The organism is Streptococcus sp. XMC (assembly GCF_021341835.1).
Classification (GTDB): Bacteria; Bacillota; Bacilli; order Lactobacillales; family Streptococcaceae; genus Streptococcus.
In genome coordinates this window covers 201,485-222,422 of the sequence record NZ_JAJTNQ010000001.1, presented here as the reverse complement: position 1 = coordinate 222,422, position 20,938 = coordinate 201,485, and the positions used below count along the sequence as shown (strand labels likewise).

The 20,938-nt window shown below is 43.6% G+C and carries 21 protein-coding genes and 1 riboswitch; of the genes, 2 read left to right on the top strand and 19 right to left on the bottom strand.

The window, feature by feature from the left end; all coding sequences use genetic code 11:
* Nucleotides 1-5 precede the first annotated feature (5 nt).
* From LXO72_RS01025 to tmk, 6 genes are read right to left on the bottom strand one after another with little or no spacing between them, the layout of a single operon-like run.
* On the bottom strand, nucleotides 6-494 hold the full coding sequence (locus tag LXO72_RS01025) for a methylated-DNA--[protein]-cysteine S-methyltransferase (protein ID WP_154857616.1): 489 nt from the start codon (nucleotides 492-494) through the stop codon (nucleotides 6-8).
* A complete protein-coding gene (locus tag LXO72_RS01020) occupies nucleotides 487-1,059 on the bottom strand; it encodes a GNAT family N-acetyltransferase (RefSeq protein WP_154857614.1) in 573 nt (190 codons plus the stop codon). The genes LXO72_RS01025 and LXO72_RS01020 overlap by 8 nt, the downstream gene beginning before the upstream one ends.
* Complete coding sequence (gene rsmI / locus LXO72_RS01015) at nucleotides 1,049-1,933, bottom strand: 16S rRNA (cytidine(1402)-2'-O)-methyltransferase (RefSeq protein ID WP_233331278.1); 885 nt, start codon at nucleotides 1,931-1,933, stop codon at nucleotides 1,049-1,051. Before rsmI ends, LXO72_RS01020 begins: the two co-directional genes overlap by 11 nt.
* 2 nt (nucleotides 1,934-1,935) lie before the next feature.
* Entirely contained in the window at nucleotides 1,936-2,256 is a 321-nt protein-coding gene (gene yabA, locus LXO72_RS01010) for a DNA replication initiation control protein YabA (RefSeq protein WP_023024026.1), read from the bottom strand.
* Nucleotides 2,257-2,260: 4 nt separating this feature from the next.
* Nucleotides 2,261-3,160 carry a DNA polymerase III subunit delta' gene (locus tag LXO72_RS01005; RefSeq protein WP_233331277.1) on the bottom strand — a complete coding sequence of 300 codons (900 nt, stop codon included), beginning with the start codon at nucleotides 3,158-3,160 and terminating at the stop codon, nucleotides 2,261-2,263.
* Nucleotides 3,157-3,795 (bottom strand): dTMP kinase, encoded by a 639-nt coding sequence (tmk, locus tag LXO72_RS01000; RefSeq protein ID WP_233331276.1) that lies wholly within the window; start codon nucleotides 3,793-3,795, stop codon nucleotides 3,157-3,159. Before tmk ends, LXO72_RS01005 begins: the two co-directional genes overlap by 4 nt.
* Before the next feature lie 172 nt (nucleotides 3,796-3,967).
* Here tmk and LXO72_RS00995 point away from each other — a divergent pair, with 172 nt between their 5' ends.
* The gene (locus tag LXO72_RS00995; protein ID WP_233331275.1) at nucleotides 3,968-4,855 is read left to right on the top strand and encodes a YitT family protein; all 888 of its coding nucleotides are present in this window, start codon (nucleotides 3,968-3,970) and stop codon (nucleotides 4,853-4,855) included.
* 40 nt (nucleotides 4,856-4,895) lie between these two features.
* On the opposite strand, the gene LXO72_RS00990 is transcribed toward LXO72_RS00995, so the two are convergent.
* The 13 genes from LXO72_RS00990 to LXO72_RS00930 form a co-directional block, all read right to left on the bottom strand.
* Complete coding sequence (locus LXO72_RS00990; RefSeq protein WP_233331274.1) at nucleotides 4,896-5,552, bottom strand: CBS domain-containing protein; 657 nt, start codon at nucleotides 5,550-5,552, stop codon at nucleotides 4,896-4,898.
* A 174-nt stretch (nucleotides 5,553-5,726) separates the two neighbouring features.
* A complete protein-coding gene (locus tag LXO72_RS00985; protein ID WP_233331273.1) occupies nucleotides 5,727-6,437 on the bottom strand; it encodes an ABC transporter ATP-binding protein in 711 nt (236 codons plus the stop codon).
* The gene (locus LXO72_RS00980; protein WP_233331272.1) at nucleotides 6,437-7,201 is read right to left on the bottom strand and encodes an ABC transporter ATP-binding protein; all 765 of its coding nucleotides are present in this window, start codon (nucleotides 7,199-7,201) and stop codon (nucleotides 6,437-6,439) included. Before LXO72_RS00980 ends, LXO72_RS00985 begins: the two co-directional genes overlap by 1 nt.
* Nucleotides 7,201-8,148, bottom strand: a complete 948-nt coding sequence (locus LXO72_RS00975; RefSeq protein WP_205011637.1) for a branched-chain amino acid ABC transporter permease — start codon at nucleotides 8,146-8,148, stop codon at nucleotides 7,201-7,203. Before LXO72_RS00975 ends, LXO72_RS00980 begins: the two co-directional genes overlap by 1 nt.
* A 3-nt stretch (nucleotides 8,149-8,151) precedes the next feature.
* Nucleotides 8,152-9,021: a branched-chain amino acid ABC transporter permease gene (locus tag LXO72_RS00970; protein ID WP_233331271.1), complete on the bottom strand. Its 870-nt coding sequence runs from the start codon at nucleotides 9,019-9,021 to the stop codon at nucleotides 8,152-8,154.
* 81 nt (nucleotides 9,022-9,102) lie between these two features.
* Nucleotides 9,103-10,260, bottom strand: coding sequence for an ABC transporter substrate-binding protein (locus tag LXO72_RS00965; protein ID WP_233331270.1), 1,158 nt, complete (start codon nucleotides 10,258-10,260; stop codon nucleotides 9,103-9,105).
* A gap of 93 nt (nucleotides 10,261-10,353) precedes the next feature.
* Nucleotides 10,354-10,638 (bottom strand): DUF2129 domain-containing protein, encoded by a 285-nt coding sequence (locus LXO72_RS00960; RefSeq protein ID WP_233331269.1) that lies wholly within the window; start codon nucleotides 10,636-10,638, stop codon nucleotides 10,354-10,356.
* 131 nt (nucleotides 10,639-10,769) lie between these two features.
* Nucleotides 10,770-11,360: an ATP-dependent Clp protease proteolytic subunit gene (locus LXO72_RS00955; RefSeq protein ID WP_023024046.1), complete on the bottom strand. Its 591-nt coding sequence runs from the start codon at nucleotides 11,358-11,360 to the stop codon at nucleotides 10,770-10,772.
* Nucleotides 11,361-11,522: 162 nt separating this feature from the next.
* The gene (gene upp, locus LXO72_RS00950; protein WP_233331268.1) at nucleotides 11,523-12,152 is read right to left on the bottom strand and encodes a uracil phosphoribosyltransferase; all 630 of its coding nucleotides are present in this window, start codon (nucleotides 12,150-12,152) and stop codon (nucleotides 11,523-11,525) included.
* 100 nt (nucleotides 12,153-12,252) lie between these two features.
* Nucleotides 12,253-14,913: a magnesium-translocating P-type ATPase gene (gene mgtA / locus LXO72_RS00945; RefSeq protein WP_233331267.1), complete on the bottom strand. Its 2,661-nt coding sequence runs from the start codon at nucleotides 14,911-14,913 to the stop codon at nucleotides 12,253-12,255.
* Between the two features lie 223 nt (nucleotides 14,914-15,136).
* Nucleotides 15,137-15,291, bottom strand: a riboswitch (M-box (ykoK) riboswitch).
* A 41-nt stretch (nucleotides 15,292-15,332) separates the two neighbouring features.
* On the bottom strand, nucleotides 15,333-16,502 hold the full coding sequence (locus LXO72_RS00940) for a MalY/PatB family protein (RefSeq protein ID WP_233331266.1): 1,170 nt from the start codon (nucleotides 16,500-16,502) through the stop codon (nucleotides 15,333-15,335).
* A 9-nt stretch (nucleotides 16,503-16,511) separates the two neighbouring features.
* Nucleotides 16,512-17,606, bottom strand: coding sequence for a cystathionine gamma-synthase (locus tag LXO72_RS00935; RefSeq protein WP_233331265.1), 1,095 nt, complete (start codon nucleotides 17,604-17,606; stop codon nucleotides 16,512-16,514).
* A 140-nt stretch (nucleotides 17,607-17,746) separates the two neighbouring features.
* Nucleotides 17,747-19,375, bottom strand: coding sequence for a putative polysaccharide biosynthesis protein (locus tag LXO72_RS00930; protein ID WP_233331264.1), 1,629 nt, complete (start codon nucleotides 19,373-19,375; stop codon nucleotides 17,747-17,749).
* An 86-nt stretch (nucleotides 19,376-19,461) separates the two neighbouring features.
* Between LXO72_RS00930 and LXO72_RS00925 the strand changes: the two genes are divergently transcribed.
* A complete protein-coding gene (locus LXO72_RS00925; RefSeq protein ID WP_233331263.1) occupies nucleotides 19,462-20,907 on the top strand; it encodes a UDP-N-acetylmuramoyl-L-alanyl-D-glutamate--L-lysine ligase in 1,446 nt (481 codons plus the stop codon).
* The last annotated feature ends 31 nt before the right edge of the window (nucleotides 20,908-20,938 follow it).

The following is a 20,938-nucleotide window of genomic DNA, read 5'->3' as shown; positions in this document are numbered from 1 at the left end:
TCTCCTTATTCTTTCCAAGATATGGCCTCATGTTGCAACAGCCAACGTTTGCGATCTAGACCAGCAGCATAGCCAGTCAACTTTTTCTCCGTCCCCAGCACCCGGTGACACGGGATGAGGAGGACCAAGGGATTCCGACCTACTGCTTGACCGATGGCTTGAGCCGATCTGCAAGACAAGGCCCGGGCGATCTCTCCATAAGTCCGACTCTCCCCATAGGGAATCTGAGCTAAATAGGCCCAAACTCTTTGTTGAAAGTCTGTCCCTTGAGGAGATAGGGGAAAGGGCATGGAAGGACTTTCCCCTATAAAGTATCGATCCAGCCATTCAAAGACAGCTCCATGAAGAGGCTGAAAAGCTTCTTCGATATGCTCAAGCCCCTGCTCACAATTGGCTTGGTCACAAAACCAGATCCCAACTAGGCTTTCCTCATCCACCACAACAGATAGAGGCCCCAAGGGACTCTGATAGAGTTGGCGATAAAACCTAGTCATTTTGAGACTGTTCTGCACGGTAGTCCCAACGATCATCTTCGCTAATCACTTGGAAGAGGCTGGTTTCTGCCTTTCGTTTGATCTTCTGATAAGCGAGACGAACCCCATCAATTGGTACCTTCCCACAGTAATGGAAGCCTAACTTCTCTAAAAGGTGTTGCATAACCTTGTTGTCAGGATGGGTATCACAGCGAAAATCTGGGCCCTTCTCTCCTTCGATCAAACCTTGAAGGAAGGTTTGGGCTACTCCTCGACCAGCAGCTTCTTTGGCAACAGCGACTCGGTGGAAACTGATATAGAGATAGTTATCATGTTCCCATTTTCCTTCATAAATGTCATTATAAGCGGCTTCATTTCCCTTGTAGAGAGCGGCATAGGCTACGACTTCTTGATTCTCTACAGCCACATAACCACGGCTTTCTAGGATATCCTCAAAAATGATTTCTTGATCCGGATAACCATCCTGCCATTGGTCTACTCCAGCTGCAGCTAAGCTGTCCTTGCCATCTTGGATAATTTCCATAATCCGATTGATTTCATTGGGATAGGCCATTCTAATTTCCATCAGACTCTCCTTTTTCTTCCTCTTGGTGGTAACGGGCATAAAGTTCACTCTTTTGTAGCCCAAATTGTTTGGCAACCTGTTTAATCGCCTGGTTCTTTTTCATACCAGACTGGACCAGTAGATCAATCTCTTGGATCAGATCCACTTCTTCTAGATCTGGCTCCTGCTCACTGGCCCCCTCTACGATCAGGAGGCACTCCCCCTTGAGGGTATTTTCCTCTAGGTAAGCCACTAACTCTGCGATGGTCCCTCGCGTATACTCTTCGTAGATCTTGGTCAGTTCTCGGACCAGCACAACTGGACGATTCCCATAAACTGCCAGCATATTTTGAAGCGTCGCACGAACTCGGTGCGGAGACTCATAAAAGATCTGGGTCTCAGGATAGGCCAATTTCTCTTGGAAAAAGGCCTTTTGCTGCCCTTCCTTGCGTGGAAGAAAGCCATAAAAGATATGGGGCTGGGGTGCCAGGCCACTGGCAATTAGGCCGGTAATGCCAGCACTCGGACCAGGAACTGCCACAACAGGGATCTCTCGCTCAATCGCTGCCTTGACCAGGTCGTGACCTGGATCCGAAATACTGGGCAGTCCTGCATCCGATACCTGGGCCAAGTCCTTTCCAGACTCTAAATGAGCTAGCAAATCAGGGATTTTCTCCATGGCATTGTGCTCATGGAAGCTAGTTTGTGGTGTCGCAATCTCAAAATGCTTGAGCAAGAGTCCTGTATTGCGTGTATCTTCCGCCGCTATCAGATCCACCTCTTTTAGAGTTTGGATCATGCGGTAGCTCATGTCATCACGATTGCCAATTGGGGTTGGCACTAAAAAGAGAGTCCCTGTCGCTTTATCCCCTTTAAAACTTCGTTGAATCTGCATGTTTACTCCCTAAATAACAATTCATCACAGAAAATACACTCTTCATCATTTTCACGACGTTGACCATAGGAGTCTGTACAAACATGAAATCCATCATTGTAAATTCTTTGTAAATTTTCACGACCATTGCGATGGAATTTAGGGGAGCTGGTTTTCTCCACTTCTCCTAAGCGCTCTCTCAATTTATCATTTTCAAGACGCAGAGCAGTATTTTCCTCGACAATGAGCTTGAGATTTTTCTTTATGGCTTCAACCTCTGCTAATGTAACCAGCAATTCCTGGGAGAAGCCATCCAAAGCATCAAATAATTCTTTTTTATTCATCTCTTTACCTTCTATTTTTCAACTGTAGGACCATATACTCGAGAGCATTTTGAAAACTCACATTCCGTTCCCACATCTGTTTGGCCAAGACCAGTTTTTCTAGATAGTCTCTTCCTAAGGACTGACTGATGGAGCGTGCAAAGAGCAATTCCAGCAAGCGAAAGGCTTGGGCCTGCTTTTCTTTATCATCCGTCTCTTGAACCAAGCGAGAAACCAGTAAGTAGACATGCGGATCTGCTTTTAGACAAGCTGCGACGAAACGCTCACACTCCCTTGCCAGATCGAAAAAGGATGTATTCTGAGCGAGAATTTGAGCCTCTTGGAAACCTTGACTAAAGTTGGCTAACAAATCTGCTTGTTGAAGCAAGAGACCTTCCTGAAGGAGATACTCTTTTAGGAAATCTTGGTTTTTCGGAAAATGGACCTGCTGCGCCCGACTTTTTATGGTCGGGAGAACCAGCTGCTCATCTGCTGTCAGCAGAAAGATATGAACTTCACTCTGAGGTTCTTCAATGACCTTGAGGAGGGAATTGGCCGCATTGACATGCATCCGGTCTGCATCGCAAATGATAAAGACTTGCTTGGATCCTTCGTAGCCTGACTGAGAAAAATGCTGAATCAAATCCCGGATCCGATCCGTTTTGATGATTTGATTGACCGGTCGGACAACCGTTACATCAGAGAATTCATCCTCTTCAATCAAGCGACAAGCCCGACAAGTCCCACAGGGCCAAACACCCTTCTTATCCGTACAAAAGAGACTTTGGGACAAGAGCTGGGCCATCTCAAAACTGCCAAAATCTCCTGTAAAGAGATAGGCGTGGCTCAAGCGGTCTTGTTCTAAAATAGCTTGGAAGCGATCGACTAACTGAGGTTGAAGTTTTTGCACTTGTTCGAACTTCATTCACTGATCTCCAAGACTTCTTTCAATAATAGCCAAGTATCCTCGACCACCTGGTCAAAAGGTTGACTGGCATCAATTTTCACCACACGTTGTGGTTCTTTTTCGAGGATGGCCAGATAGCCTTGACGAACTTTCTGATGGAGACTGAGGCCTTCTAGATCCAAGCGATTGACTTCGCGACTAGCACTCTTAGCAATTCGAGCCAATCCCTCTTCTACATCAATGTCAAAATAGAAGGTCCGGTTTGGCTTGAGACCATCGGTCGCAAACTGGTTTAACCATTCAATATCCGCTACTGCTAAGCCACGGCCAAAACCTTGGTAAGCTACCGAACTGTCGATAAAGCGGTCCATGATGACGAGTTTCCCTGCTTCCAAAGCAGGAAGGACACGTTCTGCCAAGTGTTGGCGACGACTGGCGATATAAAGAAGCAATTCTGTCTTAGGATCCATTTCCGTATGGGATGGATCTAGAATGACTTCGCGAATTTTTTCTGATATGCCTACGCCCCCTGGTTCCCGCGTTGTGATATAGGCAATTCCTGCCTTTTCCAAACGTGGTAGCAAGGCTTCTAAAACGGAGGATTTCCCTGCACCTTCTGGGCCTTCAATTGAAATTAATGTTCCCTGTTTCATTCTCTTATCTTAACTTTCTATACTCATTTCTCTATCATGCATCACTTCTTTTTATTTTACCAAAAATAGGGGTAAAAATCCTGTCCGAATTCGTGAAAATTGATGAAAACTATTTCCTATTTTTCATTTTTTTTGGTAAAATGTATGGTGAAAAATGAATAGGAGAACGAGCATGTTTAAGGCAAAAAATATTCTGGCCATTATTTTTGGGGCTGGCATTTTTTCTTTTGGAATCTTCTTTTTAGTCATTCCATTTCACTTTTATGAGGGAGGGGCTACAGGGATTACCTTGATCACCTACTACCTCTTTAAAATTCCCGTTTCGGTCATGAACTTGGCGATCAATATCCCCCTCTTTTTCCTGGCCTGGAAATTACTGGGGCTCCGATCTCTCTATCTCAGTTTGATTGGAACTTTTTCGGTCTCTACTTGGATGGCCATCTTCGAGCTGATCCCCAGAAGTCATCAACTTCAGAATGCAATCTTTACGGCTCTTGATGGAGACATCCTCCTAGCCTGTATTGGATCAGGGGTTATCCTTGGAACTGGACTGGGGATTATCTTCAACGCTGGAGGCACTACAGGTGGAACCGATATTGTTGCGCGTATCTTTAACAAGTACACGACGCTTTCCATGGGACGCCTCATGTTGATTGTGGATGCCATCGTCTTGACAACTGTTTTGATCGTCTTTAAGGACTTCCGAATTGCGGCCTACACCCTCCTCTTTATCCTGATTGACACCGTCGTCATTGATATCGTTGGTGAAGGAGGCTTTGCAGGGAAAGGATTCCTCGTGGTAACTTCCAAACCGGATGAAATTGCCAAACAAATCACGACTGATTTGGGCCGAGGGGTCACATTCATGAACGGCATGGGCTATTATAGCCAACAAGAAATGAAAATTATCTACTGCGTAGTCTCTCGGAATGAAATGAAACAAATGAAAGACTTGATTAATAAAATTGATCCATTTGCCTTCATTACCATTACAGAAGCCCACGAAATCCTAGGAGAAGGATTTACATTAGATACCAACAAGCAACCCATTGCTCGCTAATACAAACAAATAGCCTGAGAATATCTCAGGCTATTTTATTTTAGAAGGCTTTTGCAGCTGTGCGACTAATTTCATCCACACGAATACCATTTTCTTCAAATTTCTTCTTGATGACTTCCGTATCGGTAATGCCATCAATCTGAACTTCAATAACCACACGATCATCCTTGGTTGGAATATTGACCGTATTGGAGATATTCAACCCTTCTTCTACGATCAAATGGATGATTTTTTCAAGAACACCAACCTTATCTTCTGTCACAAAGCGAACGCGAACTCCTTCTTCTCCATAACCGGATACTTCAAGGAAGGCACGGAAAATATCACGGTCCGTGATGACACCGGATACTTGGTCATTGTCCACGACCGGAAGAATGCCCACCTTGTTCTTATACATGAGATAGGTCGCATCTTCTAGGCTGGCAAATTTTGAGACAGTAATGACATCACGAAGCATGACATCTTTGACCTTGGTCTTGTTCAACAGGTAGTTCATCTCAAAAATAGACAAGCTAGTTGCTTTAGATGGACTAGCTTCCGCAATGGTACCTTCTGTCACCAAGCCAACCAATTTATCATTTTCAATAACCGGCAAACGGTGCAAGCCTTGTTCCCTCATCAAATCTGCCGCATGGGCAATTGTCGTATCTGGACTAATATAAACCACTTTACGGGTCATAAAATCTTTAACAGCCATAACAAGTTCTCCTATGCTTTTCTTAGTTTTATTATACTTGATTTTTAGTGGTATTTCAAACGCTTTCAGCAGTTTTCTCTTGTTTTCAAAATTTAGAAAAATCAAACAAGAGAGGTGAAAAAAAGAAAGGCCTTTCGTCCTTTCTTTTTATGCTTCAAACAAACTTTATAAATCTTATCCACCAAGGTAGGCCTTGCGGACTTCTTCTGAGGCTAAGAGTTCTTTTCCTGTTCCGGACAGAACAACTTTCCCTGTTTCCAAAACATAACCACGGTCTGCGATAGAAAGGGCCTTGTTGGCATTTTGCTCAATCAAGAGAACCGTTGTTCCTTGTTTTTGAATATCTTGGATGATATCAAAGATTTCCTGGATAAAGATTGGGGCCAATCCCATGGAAGGTTCATCCAGAAGCAAGAGTTTTGGCGTCGACATGAGGGCACGACCCATTGCTAGCATTTGTTGTTCCCCACCAGATAGGGTGGCTGCATCTTGGTTCTTCCGTTCTTCCAAACGTGGGAAACGTGAGAAGACTTTCTTCAAGTTAGCTTGATTTTCTTCTCGATCTTTTTTCAAGAAAGCTCCCATTTCCAAGTTTTCCATAACGGTCAAGCCTGGAAAGACGTGGCGACCTTCTGGAACTTGAGAGAGTCCAGCAGCTACAATTTTTTGAGCCGGAACCTTTTGAATCTCCTGACCTAAAAACTCGATTTTCCCATCACTTGGACGCACCAAACCTGAAATGGTACGAAGAATAGATGTTTTCCCAGCGCCATTGGCACCGATCAAGGAAACAACTTCCCCTTCATTGACTTCGAAGCTGACATCACGGACAGCCTGGATCATGCCATAGTGTACAGAAAGATTTTCAACTTTTAACATAGACATTAGGCTTCACCTCCTAGATATGCTTCGATTACGCGTTTGTTGGTCTTGATTTCATCTGGTGTACCATGGGCAATCAAGCGACCATATTCCAATACATAAATCCGTTCTGTTACTTCCATGACCAAGCTCATATCGTGCTCGATTAGCATAATCGTAATATTAAATTCTTTTTGAATGCGACGGATCAGTTGGGTTAATTCTGCAGTTTCTTGGGGATTCATCCCTGCAGCAGGCTCATCCAAGAAGAGGATCTTCGGCTCTGTTGCAAGGGCACGAACGATCTCTAAGTGACGTTGTTGTCCATAAGCTAAGTTCTTAGCCAAGGTAGCTGCTTCCTTTTCCAAACCAAATATTGCTAACAACTCGAGGGCTTTAGCTTTCAAGTCTTCTTCATTTTTGTAATAGCTTGGCAAACGGAAAAGACTAGCAAAAACATGTGGTTTGTGGTGATTGGCAAAGGCAATCAAGACATTGTCCAAAACGCTCAAATCTTTAAAGAGACGAATGTTTTGAAAGGTCCGTCCAAGACCACCAGCAGCGATTTTATATGGTGCTTTACCATTAAGTAACTGCCCATCTAAGGTAATGGTCCCTTCACTTGGCTCATATACCCCTGTTAGGAGGTTGAAGAGGGTTGTTTTACCGGCACCGTTGGGTCCGATCAAACCAACCAATTCCCCTTCATTGAGTTCCATGGTCACATCCCCAACAGCTGTCAAACCACCAAAGTTTTTTGTTAAATTTTTTACTTCAAGAAGTGCCATTAGTTAGCCTCCTTTTTTGAGAGTAGTTTTTTCAAGCTAAATTCCCATGTTCCAAGAAGACCACCTGGACGGAAGATCATTACGAGAATCAAAGCTAATGAGTAAATGATCATACGTACGCTTGAGAAATCTTGAAGCACCATGTTCAAGATTCCCAAGACGATGGCTGCCACAACTGTTCCTGACATCGATCCCAAACCACCGAAAACGACAATGATCAAGACATTAATGGTATTGGTGAAAGAGTAATCTTTCGGAACAACAGAACCGATAAAGCCGGCTTGAAGAGATCCAGCAATGGCCGCTGTGATCGCACCAAATACAAAGGCGATGACTTTGACTTTGGTCGTATTGATCCCAACAGATTCTGCTGCGATTTCATCTTCACGAACAGAAAGGGTAGAGCGTCCAATTGGACTGCGTAAGAAGTTAATCGTAAAGATAGTTGTAATCACGACAAAGAGGTAAACCAATTGCCAGGTTGTAAAGGCTGGCAAACCAAGGATCCCAGCGGCTCCATTTGTTAGGGTACCACCATTGACGATCAAGATCCGGATAATTTCAGAAACTCCAAGTGTCGCAATCGCTAGGTAGTCCCCTTTTAACCGAAGGGTTGGAACCCCAACGATCAAGGCAACGACACCAGCAATCAAAGCACCTAAAACCATCGCTCCAAAAAAAGCACCGTAGGTTGGTGATTTGGAACCGAGAATGGCTGCAGAGTAGGCACCAATTGCCATAAATCCGGCATGTCCGAGTGAGAATTGACCTGAAAAACCAACGATGAGGTTCAAACCAACCGCAAGGATGATGTTAATCCCGATTTGTTCCAAAATTTGGATATAGAAGAGGTTGAGCACACCTGCTGCAACCAAGACTTGGATCAAGGCAAAACCTGCGACCAAAAGACCAAGCCAGACTATATTCACTTTTAAATTTTGTTTCATGGCTTACACCTTCTCTTTCACATTTTTACCGAGGATACCTGCTGGACGGATCAGCAAGATCACAATCAAGATAGCATACACAATGGCATCACGGAAGTCTGAAAGACCGATCGCTGTAGCGAAGGTTTCCAACAAACCGATGACAAATCCACCTAGGGCCGCACCTGGAATGATCCCGATTCCTCCAAGAACGGCTGCAACAAAGGCTTTGATCCCTGGTGTTATCCCCATCAAAGGTTCGATCGAGTTGTAATACAAACCGATTAAAACCCCACCAGCACCCGCCAGGGCTGATCCCAAAGCAAAGGTAAAGCTGATGGTCCGGTTTACGTTAATCCCCATCAATTGAGCTGCATCGCTATCAACAGAAACGGCACGCATAGCTTTCCCCATCTTTGTCTTTTGGACAATAAATTGAAGAGCGAGCATCAAGAAAACAGACACTCCCAAGATCATCAACTGAATATTGGAGATCGAAATAGGACCAAAATTGTAACGAACGATTTCAATGACTTGCGGGAAGGAACGGGTATTGGCCCCTACAAAGAAGACCATCCCATATTGGAGCAAGAAGGAAACCCCGATGGCTGTGATCAAGGCTGCAATCCGAGTTGAATGACGAAGCGGACGATAAGCCAGGTACTCAATCACAACCCCTAAAATAGCTGTCCCAACCATAGCTAGTAGCAAGGCTACAAAGAAGTTAACTTTCAATGAGTTCAATAAGAAATATCCCATAAAGGCACCTACCATGTAGATGTCCCCATGGGCAAAGTTGATCAATTTGATAATTCCATACACCATGGTATAACCAAGGGCCAAGAGTGCATAGACACTTCCCAAGATTAGACCGTTCACTAATTGCTGGAGCATTTGAACCATCCTTTCTAACAATAAAGAGCGAGGCCAGGAATTTTCATTCTCCCAGCCTCTTGTACAAACAGCAAATGATAATTAAGGTTTAACCGACTCGACTGACTCAACTTTACCATCTTTTAAGCCAATCATAAGTGCAGATTTAACCGGATTATGGTCTTTGTCAATAGACATTGTACCAGTAACACCTTCCAAGTCTTTCAACTTCGCAAGGTTGTCTTTCAATTCGACAGAGTTCTTAGCACCTTTAGATGCTTCCGCAATCATGTAAACTGAATCATATGCCAAAGCCGCAAACATTGAAGGTTCTTCGTTGTATTTCGCTTTATAAGCTTCTACGAATTTCTTGGCTTTATCAGTCATTTCACCTTCAGTAGAGAATCCAGCTACGTAGTAAATGTCTGTAGCTGCAGCAGGTGTTGCTTGTTCAACGAACTTGGCATCACTAAATCCATCACCACCGATAATTGGTTGTTTGATTCCCATACCACGTGCTTGGTTTACGATCTTACCAGTTTCAGTGTAGTACCCTGGAAGGACAATGGCATCGAAGTCTTTGTCTTTGATTTTTGTAAGAGCAGCTTGGAAGTCTGTATCCTTAGATTGGAAAGTTTCTGTCGCTACGATTTCACCTTTATAAGATTTCTTAAAGGCTTCAGCAATCCCTTTTGCATAGTCAGATGAGTTATCGTAGTAAAGAACAACTTTCTTCGCTTTCAAATTATCCGTTGTATATTTAGCAATGATTTGTCCTTGGAAGCTATCGATGAAGGTTGCACGGAAAAGGAAATCTTGACCTTTTGTCAAATTATCTTGTGTTGCTGATGGTGTTACCAATGGAACACCTGCTTTACCAGCATTCGCAACCGCTGCGGCAGTGGCACCTGAAGTTGCAGGTCCTACAAGAGCGTTCACTTTTGATTGAGTGACAAGGTTTGTAGTGATTGTAGCTGCTTCAGCTGTTTCAGATTTGTTATCTTTGTCTGTAACAACAATCTTCTTACCATCAGCTCCACCATTATCATTGATTTCATCAACTGCTAATTGAGCACCTTTTTGTTCAGCACTACCATAGGCTGCTACTTCACCAGTTTTTTCAAAGTTAAAACCGATTTTTAGTTCTTTGCCGATTTCGTTACCAGTTGTGTTTGAACCTGAAGTTGACACTTCACCACAAGCAGCAAGAAGAGCGACACTTGCAATTGTTAAAAATGAAAGAGCAAATTTATTCTTCATTTGTGATAATCTCCTTAAATAATTCTTAAAATAAATAGATATTAAGAATATACCGAATTATCAGAAAATTGTCAACATAAAAAACGCAATCCTTTAAATGATTGCGTTTTCTACTTGTGTTTCATCTTGTTGACGGTGCAAACTTCCTACAAAATCACGATCCAATTCTTGAATATGGCAGATTTGGACCTTCTTTACAAAGCGCTCTTTTTTTAATTGCTGCATGATTTCAAGGACTTGAGGACTATCGACATAGACCTGTACATAGCGCATTTTTTTGGAATGATAGATTACATCTCCAATATCCTTTAATTTCTTTGCATCTCGATTATAATACAATTTAACAATTAAGCCTGTTCTAGCCTGCTTCTCAAACATACACAATCCCTTTCTGCTTCTGTTACAAGTATAGCAAATTTCTAGTAAAAATACTATCTTTTTCTAGAAAGTGAAAAGAGGACTAAAAAACCTCTCCTATGATAGGAGAGGGACCTAGTGACAAGGATTCCTTATCCAAGATTGTTGTTGGCCATGATTTCATCGATGAAACCATAAGCTAAGGTTTCTTCTGCAGTCATCCAGTTATCCCGTTCAGCATCAGCGTGGATTTTCTTGATGGTTTGCCCTGAATTTTCTGCCAAGATTTTTTCCAATCTGTGACGTGTTTTCAACAAGTGTTCTGCTGCAATGGCCATATCCGTTTGTTGGGTACCGCCACCAGTACCACCCATTGGTTGGTGGATCATGTACTCCGCATTTGGCAACATGAAGCGTTTGCCTTTGGCACCGCTTGATGCAATCACAGTCCCCATTGAAGCTGCCATCCCCATGACAATGGTTTGGACGTCTGATTTGATAAAGTTCATGGTATCGACGATAGCCAACCCTGCAGAGACAGAGCCTCCTGGCGTATTGATATACATATAGATGTCTTTGGTATTATCTTGGGCATCTAAGAAGAGCAATTGGGCAATAATCGAATTGGCCATTTGGTCTTCTACTGGTCCTGTAACCATAATAATACGGTCTTTTAAGAGGCGTGAGTATATGTCGTATGAGCGTTCGCCACGACTGGTTTGTTCAATAACTACTGGAATCATTCATTCATCTCCTTTTATCCATTATAACCGGCACCATCTCAGGAGTTTCATCCGGTTGATTCGAGAGTCTAGCTCTCCTTCCATTCTTTATAAAAGTTATTATATCCCATTGGTCAACAAAGGTCAAATTTTTACTTTCCCAAAGAAGGATTGGATAGGCGCTTATTTGGTACCAAACAAGCGGTCTCCAGCATCTCCCAAACCTGGAACGATATAGCCATTTTCGTTAAGGCGTTCATCCAAGGCTGCTGCAAAGATTTCTACATCAGGATGGGCTGTTTGAAGAGCTTCCACACCTTCTGGTGCCGCAACTAGGCAGACAAACTTAATATGGCTTGCGCCACGTTTCTTCAATGAGTCCACCGCTAAGATTGCAGAGCCCCCAGTCGCCAACATTGGGTCTACCACAAAGATTTGACGTTGGTCAATATCCTCTGGTAACTTCACCAAGTACTCAACTGGTTTCAAGGTTTCTTCATCACGGTACATTCCGATATGCCCAACTTTGGCAGCTGGTACTAAACTCAAGAGTCCGTCTACCATCCCGATTCCCGCACGAAGGATTGGGACAATTGCTAGTTTTTTACCAGCAATTTGTTTTTGAATTGTTTTTGTGATCGGTGTTTCGATTTCTACATCTTCAAGAGGAAGCTCGCGCAAAACTTCGTATCCCATCAACATAGCAATTTCATCTACTAATTCACGAAAAGCCTTTGTAGAGGTATCAGTTCGACGCAAAATAGACAATTTATGCTGAATCAGTGGATGTTTAATAACTTCAAGTTTTCCCATTGTGGTTCCTTCTTTCTCTATATTCATCTTATTATATCAAAAAGGAAGAAAAAGGCCTACAAATATGCAAACCTTTTCTTTTCTTATTTTAATGACTAGCTTATAGCCACTCTTTGTACTTGCCAATATAATAGTGTTTGACCAGGGTGACACTTGCCATATAAAGGAAGAGGATTCCCGCCAGTAATAGGAAGTAAAGACTATTCAGTGGCGCTACTTTTAACAAGGAAGCCAATGGGCCATATGGTAAGAAGGTAACCAAGAGTGCTCCCAATAGAGTCGTTGCCATAACAGCAAGAGCTGGCCGGCTTTGAACAAAAGGCAATTTTGGAGAGCGGAGCATATAGATGACCATAGTTTGGGACCACATGGACTCAATGAACCAGCCAGTTTGAAAGAGCATGATGAAGAGTCCCGCACTTTCTGCTCCATGGACATAGCCATATCCTGTAATCATGGGTACGATGATAAAGTAGAGAGTGATAAAGGTCAAGATGTCAAAGACAGAGGAAATAGGACCAAACCAGGCCATAAAGCGGGTAATGGATTTTGCTTCCCAAATCCGAGGTTTCTTCAAGAAGTCCTTATCCACTCGGTCAAAAGGCAAGGCGATACAGGAAAGGTCATAAACCAAGTTCAAAACGATGAGATGGATAGGGGCCATTGGAAGGAAAGGAAGGAAAATACTAGCAAAGAGAAGGGAGAAGATATTCCCGAAATTCGAAGAAACGGTCATCTTGATGTACTTGGTCATATTGGCATAAACCTTGCGGCCTTCTACCAAGCCTTTTTCGAGGACCATCAAGTCTTTATCCAGAAGGATAACATCTGCTGTTTCTTTGGCAATATCGACAGCTGTATCAACCGAAATTCCCACATCTGCCACTTTCATAGAAGGAGCATCGTTGATCCCATCTCCCATATATCCGACCTTGTGGCCATTTGCTTTGAGTTGCAAGATAATGCGTGCTTTTTGATCTGGAGATAATTTTGCAAAAACGGTGGTGATTTCTACTGCTTGGGCCAAGTCTGAATCAGAGAGACTGTCGATATCGCTACCCAGCAAAATGCGGTCAACATCCAGTCCCACCTTTTCACAAACCGCTTGGGTCACTTTCTCATTATCACCCGTAAGGATTTTAGTAGCAACTCCGTATTCCGCAAGGGTATTGATGGCTGGTGCTGCAGATGGTTTTGGTGGATCTAAGAAGGCTAGGTAGCCCGTCAAGATCATGTCTGCTTCATCTGCCACTTCAAAGGCATAGCCTTCCTCAAGATTTGATTTGTAACTAACCCCTAGCACGCGCAAACCTTGTTCATTCAGCTGAGTCACCTCTGCCAAGACGTCTTCCCGCACTTGGTCTGTTAGGGGGATAATCTCATCCTTGTATTCTACATAGTTAGAGACTGCTAGCATTTCTTCCAAGGCTCCCTTGGTGACCATGCTCACGATCCCCACCTCATCTTTGACAATGACACTCATCCGCCGGCGTTCAAAGTCAAAAGGCAATTCATCAATTTTTTGGAAGCTTTGGTCCAAGCCTCTGACAATCTCATGTTTCTTAGCTTCTCTTTCTGTCCGGCTGATAATAGCGCGATCCATTAAGTTTTTGAGGCCGGTTTGGAAGTAAGAATTGAGATAGGCCCGACGAAGGACAAACAAATCCAAGTCCCCACGAATGTCGAGGGGGTATTCGAGTACAATCTCATCTTGGGTCAAGGTTCCTGTCTTGTCCGTACAGAGGATATCAATAGCGCCTAGATCTTGAATAGCGTTGAGCTTTTTGATGACCACCTTTTCTTTGGCCATGATAATGGAACCCTTGGCCAAGCTAGCTGTGATAATCATTGGGAGCATTTCTGGAGTCAAGCCCACCCCTACACTAAGGGCAAAGACCCCTGCTTCCAGCCAGTCCCCATCTGTCAAACCATTGATAAAGAAGACGATGGGTACCATGACCATCATGAGTCGGATCAACAACCAAGAGATGGTGTTCATTTCTCGTTCAAAAGAGGTTGGTTCATCATAAGTATTGATGGTTTGCTCAATCGCTCCCATCATGGTTTCATCCCCAACGACCAAGACCAAGGCTGTTGCTCGACCTGAGATAACGTTGGTCCCCATGAAAGCTAGACTTTCACTCTCCAAAAGACTATCCAGATTTTGGCCAGTCGCTTTTTTCAAGCAGACTTTTTCGACAGCATCGCTCTCTCCAGTCAAACCAGACTGTTGAACGAAGAAGTCTCGAGAATCTAACAAGACCACATCCGCTGGGATCATGTCGCCTGCACTCAATTTAATCAGGTCTCCCACAACGATCTCATCAATGGGAATTTCTTCTTCTTTGCCTTCTCGAATCACTGTTGCTGTATTGACAATCATGCGAGAAAGGTTGCTAGCAGCCTTGTCACTTCGCAATTCTTGGATAAAGCGAATCCCTCCAGAGAGAAGAACGAGTACGACGATGATGAGAGAGGTCGTTGGATCTTCCTCACCTGGTTTGGCTAACCAAACATTGGTCACCAAAGAAACAAAGGCAATGAGCAGTAAGATGACTGTGAAGGGATTGATGATGGATTCAACAATCCGTTTCCAGATAGAATCATCTTGCCCCTTTGTGAGGACATTTTCTCCATAGTTATCCCGGTTCTCCTCTACTTGGTCTTCCGTCAAGCCAGACCAGCTAGATTGATAGGTTGCTAAGGTTCTTGTTTCTGCATCTTGCAATGCAGCAATGAGTCTTTCTTTTGTTGTTTGCATTGGAATCTCCTTTTAAATCAGGAGCCAAACGCTTATAGAGTCCCGATGACACAAATCAGCGATTGGCTGGCTATGTGCGGTTCGGGATGATCGTCGATTTGTATCATAGTGTTCTCCTTTTCTACTTGACAGGTGAGAGGCTTCTTAAGCATAAGAAAAGAGCCCTCCCCTTTTACAGGTAGGACTCATTAAACTCGTCGTTTATTTTTTAATAAAAATTCTCAAAAAATAGACCGTCCAAGCTTTAGCTCCGCAAGGCAATGAAATGAGCTTAGTCTTGACCTTTGCGATCAGGACTGTTGACCAACGAGTAGTGTCTCCACTGCTTTGCGGTAGTCATCCGTATCCTTGTGGTAGCCTCACCTACCGTTATTCCCCTTGAGTATACTCCTCCCCTATAGAAAAGTCAACCCTTAAAATCAACCTTTTTTAGGAAAATTTGTTACGATGCGATCGACAATCTCTTGGACTAGGGTTTTCGGAGCTGCCACATTCAAACGGGCATGTTGCTTCCCTTCTACTCCAAAGTCTGTCCCTTTATTGAGAATGACCTTGGCCTGGTCATGAAGTCGAGCATGGAGTTCTTCCTCTGACAAACCGTAGGCGGAAAAATCAAGCCAGAGTAGATAGGTCCCTTGCGGTTTCATCACATCAATGTCTGTCTGCTCACGCAAAACTTCTACAGTGTAGTTGATATTTTCTTCCAAGACTTCCTTTAAGTCCTCTAACCAAGCTTTTCCATTCTGATAGGCGACTTCGGTGGCGATAAAGCCAAGGGCAGAAATTTCATGTTGATTGTTTCGCAACTGCCGAGCTTGGAAGGATTTCCTTAGTGCATCATTTTCGATGATGGCATAGGAATTTTTTGTCCCTGCGATGTTGAAGGTTTTGGTCGCACTCGATAAGACAAGGGTGAACTCCTTAAAGCTTGGATCTACTGTATTAAAACATACGTGCCGATTTCCAAATAGCGCCAAGTCTTGGTGAATTTCATCTGAAACAAGCAAGACCCCATATTTTTGACAGAGGCGACCAATCTTTTCTAGGACTTCTCGTTCCCAGACGCGACCGCCTGGGTTATGAGGATTGCACAGGATGTAGAGCTTGACTTGGTGCTCCACAAAGTCTTTTTCCAATTGCTCAAAATCAATTTGGAAGAGTCCATCCACTTCTACTAAGGAATTGGTCACTAATTTGCGTTGATTGAGGCGGACACTACGGGCAAAGGGTGGATAGACTGGCGTATTGATGAGAACAGCCTCGCCTTCCTTAGTGAAAGCCTGAATAGCCGTTGAAATAGACGGAACCACACCCTCCATAAAGACAATGGCTTCCTTCTCAAACACATATCCATGCTCTGACTTTTCCCACTCCTGAACAGCTCGGTAAAGCTCTTCACTAGGATAGGTGTAGCCGTAGACTAATTGATCCGCGTAATTTCGAATGGCTTGTCGAACCGCAGGCAAGGATTCAAAATCCATATCTGCAATCCAAGCAGGAAGAAGTTCTGGATCTTGCTCTGACTCCTTCCACTTGCTAGTATGATGCCCCAAACGATTAGGGACAGTCAAAAATTGTTCTTTTCCCATGATAGACTCCTATCTAGCCAATGCTTGTTCTAAATCCTCAATCAAATCCCGTGCATCTTCAATTCCGATGGAAAGGCGAAGCAAGTCATCCGTTAACCCATAGGAATGACGAACCTCTGCAGGAATATCTGCGTGGGTCTGTGTCGTTGGGTAGGTAATCAAACTCTCCACTCCACCTAAGCTTTCTGCAAAGGTAAAGACTTGCAAGTGGTTTAAAATGGTTGGAATCTTTTCTTGGTGGCTTACTTTAAAGGAAACCATGCCTCCCTTGCCGGTATACAAAACTTCCTTAACAGCTGGATGCCCCTTCAAGAATTCCACTACCTTCTTCGCGTTTTCTGTAGAGCGCTCCATACGAAGGGCTAAGGTTTTTAAACCACGGATCAATTGGTAGCTGTCAAAAGGAGAGAGAACAGCTCCAGTTGTGTTTAAGTTATAAAAGAGTTGCTCATAGAGACCTTCATCATCAGTCACTACAACCCCAGCCAAAACGTCATTATGACCCGCTAGATATTTGGTCGCTGAGTGAAGGACGATGTCTGCTCCTTCTTCAATTGGACGTTGGTAGATAGGGCTATAGAAGGTATTGTCTACAATCACTTTTGCCCTTTTTTCATGAGCGAGTTTAGCTAATTTCTGGATGTCAAACTCCAGCATGAGTGGGTTAGTAGGCGTTTCAATATAGAGAATATCCACCTCTCCCTTCAATCCTTCTACCAATTCTTCTTCTGAATTTGCATAGGTAAAGTAAAAACGTCCTTCTTGTTCCATTTGGTTGAACCAGCGGAAAGAGCCTCCATAAAGATCTCTTACTGCCAAGACCTTACTGCCAACAGGAAAAATACTGAAGGCTAAGACAATGGCAGACATTCCTGAGCTCGTCACCAAGGCATGCTCTGCACTCTCAATAGCTGCCAAGGTCTTTTCAGCGTTTACCCGCGTCGGATTCTTGGTACGGATATAGTCAAAACCAGTAGATTGACCAAACTCTGGATGCTGGTAGGTGGTTGAAAAATGAAGCGGAGTAATCAAAGCCCCTGTTGCTGGATCCGACTTGATTCCCGCTTGAGCTAGGATGGTGTTAATATTCTTTTTGTGACTCATACAAACCTCCAATGGACGTAAATTCAATTGTCTCTATTGTATCACTTCTTTAGATGATTCGGTTTTTCCTTTTTCAAGAGCTAGATATAGCTTCAAACTATAATGAAAAAAAGAGGTGGGATAGCCCCAACCTCTACTGATTATGAAATATGAAATTTATTTCGAAGACTAGCTGCCTTGCTACCAATAAAGCGATCTAAGAAACGAAGACGAAGACCGAGGCCACCGTATACAACGATTCCCACACCACCAATCAGAGCTACATAGATCATACTGGTCACTCGACCATTTGGTTTGATCACAAAGCCAAGGATAAAGCCTGCAACTAGGACCACCAAGAGCATGATCAAGGTGAGAATGGCTGTCAATAAGCTCCGTTTGAAGACGTTCTTTCGATTAAATCGGGTCACCAGATGAATTTCCTTGTACATAAGAACAATCGGAATCATAAGACCAATCGTAGTAGAAAGAAGCGGACCATAGGCTTTAAAGAAATAGATGAAAGGTACTTGGAGAATCATTTTTACCAATACTCCATAACCAAAGTAAAGAATTGCCTTCCGATTTTGGAAAAGAGCCTGGATCATTGGAGAGAGAACAGTATACAAGCCAAGGATGACCGTTTGTAACATGGCTAGGATAAAGAGTCCCAAAGCCAGGGAATCTGGTTTCCCGTAAAAGACCGTATAAAGAGGCTCTGCAATGGCTACTGCTCCAATCGTCGCTGGAAGCAAGAAGGCCACTAGCATGGTCAAATTATCTTGAACTAGCTTACCTGCAGCTCGAAAATCCCCCTTGACATAGTTTTCTGTAAGGAGAGGGATTCCCACCCCACCGATCGATGTCGCAACTGCAATTAAAATCATGGTAATCTTGTTCGGATTCGCTGAGAAGTAACTGAACTGAACCAAAAGCTCCGAGCGACTAAAGTTGGTAAACCAAGACATGACATTGCTATAGGTCATCTGGTCGATAATTTGGAAGAGTTGAATGGCTGATCCTGTTACAATGAACGGAATCGCTTCACGAATAGTATCCCACAAAAGAGCCTTGGTATCAATCTGGCTATCAGACTCTGGGCGATGGATAATGTGCTGTAGAAGCCCTGTTTTCCAGAGGTAATAGACGAGGACTAGAAGACTCGCTCCCATCCCAATAAAGGCTGCAAAAGTGGACTGGGTCACTGCTTCAACGTAATCACCTGAGCCAACCTTCATAATAAAGTAGGCTGTCAAAAGCATCCAGATAACCCGAATCACTTGCTCAGCAATTTGACTGATGGCATAAGGTTTCAGATTGTTATGCCCTTGGAAGAAGCCACGGATGACACTCATGGAAGGGAAAATCAAGACTGCCCAAGACAGGCTCTGCATGACAGGGATTAGGTCTTTCCCACCTCCAGACAGATTTGCAAATACTGGAGAAAGCACATACATGATAATAGCAAAAACCAAGCCCAATAAAGACATGAACTTAAGGAAGCCACGAATCATGGCAAAACTGTGCTCTTCTTGCCCCTTGGTATTGTACTTGGCCACTTGCTTAGCAACCGCTACAGGAACTCCTGCAGTTGAAATCAGCAAAAACCAAGCGTAGATATTGTAGCCCATAGTGAAAAGACCGTTTGCCTCTGCTCCATGTTTGCCCATCCAGATATACCAAGGGATGATATAGGCCGCTCCTAAGAGACGACTAATGAAATTGCTGGCTGTTAACCAGACTGTACCTCGAAGCATCTGGGCCTGTTGATTACTTGTTTCGTTACTCATATGTTTCCTCTACTTTATAGTCTTCTTTCATTATAAACTTTTCCTTTACACTTGTAAAATAAGGTCTTTCAGTTTAAAATAGGATTATGATAAAGATAGAAACTGTACTAAACATTTTAAAAGAGGATCGCAATTTTCGTGAGATCCTACAAGACGGAGAATACCACTATTCTGCAAGTGGTGTTTCTTTTAATCAAATTAGCTACGATAGTCGAAAGGTCAACGCTGAGACCCTCTTTTTTGTCAAGGGGGCAAATTTCAAGAAGGAATTTTTGGAACAAGCGATCGAACAAGGTCTTCAGTGGTATGTCGCTGAGCAAGATTTTGAGGTCAGCATACCGGCCATTATCGTTACGGATATCAAACAGGCTATGAGCTTGATTGCCATGGAATTCTATGGCCACCCTGAGCGCCAGTTAAAACTCTTAGCTTTTACAGGGACCAAGGGCAAAACGACTTCTGCTTACTATGCCTACAAGATTCTTGAACAAGGCCACCGTCCAGCTATGCTATCCACTATGAATACAACCTTGGATGGCAAGACTTTCTTCAAATCAACCTTGACTACTCCAGAAAGCATTGATTTGTTTGAAATGATGGCCCAGGCAGTTGCCAATGATCGAACCCACCTGATTATGGAGGTCTCTAGTCAGGCCTATTTAGTCAAACGGGTTTACGGCCTTACTTTTGATGTTGGTGTCTTCCTCAACATTAGCCCTGACCATATTGGACCGATTGAACATCCAACCTTTGAAGACTACTTCTACCATAAACGTCTCTTGATGGAAAATAGCCGTGCTGTTGTCGTCAATAGCGATATGGATCATTTTGAGATTCTTACGGAGCAGGTGGCTGAGCAAGACCACGACTTTTACGGTAGTCAATCAAGCAACCAAGTCCACAACTCAAAAGCCTTTAGCTTTTCTGTCACTGGCAAGTTAGCCGGCGACTACGAGACCCAACTGATTGGTCGCTTCAACCAAGAAAATGCTGTGGCTGCAGGTCTTGCCTGCCTTCGTCTAGGGGCGAGTCTCGAAGACATCCAAAAAGGAATTGCCAAGACGCGCGTTCCTGGCCGAATGGAAGTCTTGACTCAAAAGAATGGGGCCAAGGTTTTCATCGATTATGCCCATAATGGAGATAGCTTGAAAAAACTGCTCTCAGTTGTCGAAACCCATCAGACAGGAACAATTTCACTGGTCCTTGGTTCAACCGGTAATAAGGGAGAGAGCCGCCGCAAAGACTTTGGCTTGCTCTTAGAAGACCATCCTGAGATCCAAGTCTTCCTCACAGCGGATGATCCCAACTATGAAGATCCTTTGGCAATTGCTGAAGAGATTAGCAGTTTCATCACGCGCCCTGTCAAGAAAATCGCAGATCGCGAACAAGCCATTCAACTGGCTATGACAACGACCAGCAAGCCTGATGATGCTGTCATCATCGCTGGAAAAGGAGCTGACTGCTACCAAATCGTTAATGGCGTAAAAGAAGAATATCCAGGGGATGCCGCCATCGCTGAACGTTACTTATAATCAAATAATAGAAAGGCTAGGAAATTTTCCT

What these genes read in the sequence shown, in the direction of transcription:
- LXO72_RS00995 (WP_233331275.1), top strand. Translation starts at nt 3,968, where the DNA reads ATGTTTAAGGCAAAAAATATTCTGGCCATTATTTTTGGGGCTGGCATT.
- LXO72_RS00935 (WP_233331265.1), bottom strand. Translation starts at nt 17,606, where the DNA reads ATGAGTCACAAAAAGAATATTAACACCATCCTAGCTCAAGCGGGAATC.
- yabA (WP_023024026.1), bottom strand. Translation starts at nt 2,256, where the DNA reads ATGAATAAAAAAGAATTATTTGATGCTTTGGATGGCTTCTCCCAGGAA.
- upp (WP_233331268.1), bottom strand. Translation starts at nt 12,152, where the DNA reads ATGGGAAAACTTGAAGTTATTAAACATCCACTGATTCAGCATAAATTG.
- LXO72_RS01005 (WP_233331277.1), bottom strand. Translation starts at nt 3,160, where the DNA reads ATGAAGTTCGAACAAGTGCAAAAACTTCAACCTCAGTTAGTCGATCGC.
- rsmI (WP_233331278.1), bottom strand. Translation starts at nt 1,933, where the DNA reads ATGCAGATTCAACGAAGTTTTAAAGGGGATAAAGCGACAGGGACTCTC.
- LXO72_RS00980 (WP_233331272.1), bottom strand. Translation starts at nt 7,201, where the DNA reads ATGGCACTTCTTGAAGTAAAAAATTTAACAAAAAACTTTGGTGGTTTG.
- LXO72_RS00930 (WP_233331264.1), bottom strand. Translation starts at nt 19,375, where the DNA reads ATGAGTAACGAAACAAGTAATCAACAGGCCCAGATGCTTCGAGGTACA.
- LXO72_RS00975 (WP_205011637.1), bottom strand. Translation starts at nt 8,148, where the DNA reads ATGAAACAAAATTTAAAAGTGAATATAGTCTGGCTTGGTCTTTTGGTC.
- LXO72_RS01025 (WP_154857616.1), bottom strand. Translation starts at nt 494, where the DNA reads ATGACTAGGTTTTATCGCCAACTCTATCAGAGTCCCTTGGGGCCTCTA.
- LXO72_RS00955 (WP_023024046.1), bottom strand. Translation starts at nt 11,360, where the DNA reads ATGATTCCAGTAGTTATTGAACAAACCAGTCGTGGCGAACGCTCATAC.
- tmk (WP_233331276.1), bottom strand. Translation starts at nt 3,795, where the DNA reads ATGAAACAGGGAACATTAATTTCAATTGAAGGCCCAGAAGGTGCAGGG.
- LXO72_RS00985 (WP_233331273.1), bottom strand. Translation starts at nt 6,437, where the DNA reads ATGTCTATGTTAAAAGTTGAAAATCTTTCTGTACACTATGGCATGATC.
- LXO72_RS00965 (WP_233331270.1), bottom strand. Translation starts at nt 10,260, where the DNA reads ATGAAGAATAAATTTGCTCTTTCATTTTTAACAATTGCAAGTGTCGCT.
- LXO72_RS00990 (WP_233331274.1), bottom strand. Translation starts at nt 5,552, where the DNA reads ATGGCTGTTAAAGATTTTATGACCCGTAAAGTGGTTTATATTAGTCCA.
- mgtA (WP_233331267.1), bottom strand. Translation starts at nt 14,913, where the DNA reads ATGCAAACAACAAAAGAAAGACTCATTGCTGCATTGCAAGATGCAGAA.
- LXO72_RS00970 (WP_233331271.1), bottom strand. Translation starts at nt 9,021, where the DNA reads ATGCTCCAGCAATTAGTGAACGGTCTAATCTTGGGAAGTGTCTATGCA.
- LXO72_RS01020 (WP_154857614.1), bottom strand. Translation starts at nt 1,059, where the DNA reads ATGGAAATTAGAATGGCCTATCCCAATGAAATCAATCGGATTATGGAA.
- LXO72_RS00940 (WP_233331266.1), bottom strand. Translation starts at nt 16,502, where the DNA reads ATGGGAAAAGAACAATTTTTGACTGTCCCTAATCGTTTGGGGCATCAT.
- LXO72_RS00960 (WP_233331269.1), bottom strand. Translation starts at nt 10,638, where the DNA reads ATGTTTGAGAAGCAGGCTAGAACAGGCTTAATTGTTAAATTGTATTAT.
- LXO72_RS00925 (WP_233331263.1), top strand. Translation starts at nt 19,462, where the DNA reads ATGATAAAGATAGAAACTGTACTAAACATTTTAAAAGAGGATCGCAAT.